Origin of the sequence: Vibrio sp. 10N.261.52.A1, from assembly GCF_002876325.1 — a bacterium.
GTDB classification, from domain to species: Bacteria; Pseudomonadota; Gammaproteobacteria; order Enterobacterales; family Vibrionaceae; genus Vibrio; species Vibrio chagasii.
This window is the reverse complement of record NZ_MCYD01000382.1, coordinates 1-473: the sequence shown is the minus strand read 5'-3', so window position 1 is coordinate 473 and position 473 is coordinate 1. Positions and strand designations below refer to the sequence as shown.

The following is a 473-nucleotide window of genomic DNA, read 5'->3' as shown; positions in this document are numbered from 1 at the left end:
GATAATAAGAAAGAAAAGAATAATAACGATAAAAGTAACCCCCCTTAACCGAGCCCAAGGTGCCGCGCAGTATAGCGCGGCTTTTTTTTGCTTTCGTTTTCAGAGGGGTTGAGGTGAAAAGCTTAGTTACCGCTAAAGCCTATTTTTTGCCGAGACGTTAGTTTCCACCGAAGCCTTAATTTCCACCAAAACATAGATACTTAATATCCATGTACTCATCGATGCCTTCTTTTGCCCCTTCACGACCAATGCCCGACTGTTTCACCCCACCAAACGGTGCTACTTCAGTAGAGATCAAGCCGTCATTGATGCCAACCATACCGTATTCAAGCGCTTCTGCTACCTTCCACACCCGGTGAATATTCTGGCTGTAGAAGTAAGACGCTAAACCATAAATCGTATCGTTCGCCATCTCGATGAGTTCTTCATCACTGTCGAACTTCATAACTGGAGCGACAGGGCCAAAGATCTCT

Annotated in this window: 1 protein-coding gene; it reads right to left on the bottom strand. The window is 45.0% G+C overall.

Going from position 1 to position 473, the window contains the following annotated elements:
* Nucleotides 1-175 precede the first annotated feature (175 nt).
* Nucleotides 176-473: aldehyde dehydrogenase family protein (locus BCT81_RS04775; RefSeq protein ID WP_133152549.1), on the bottom strand; the 298-nt coding region annotated here is incomplete at its 5' end.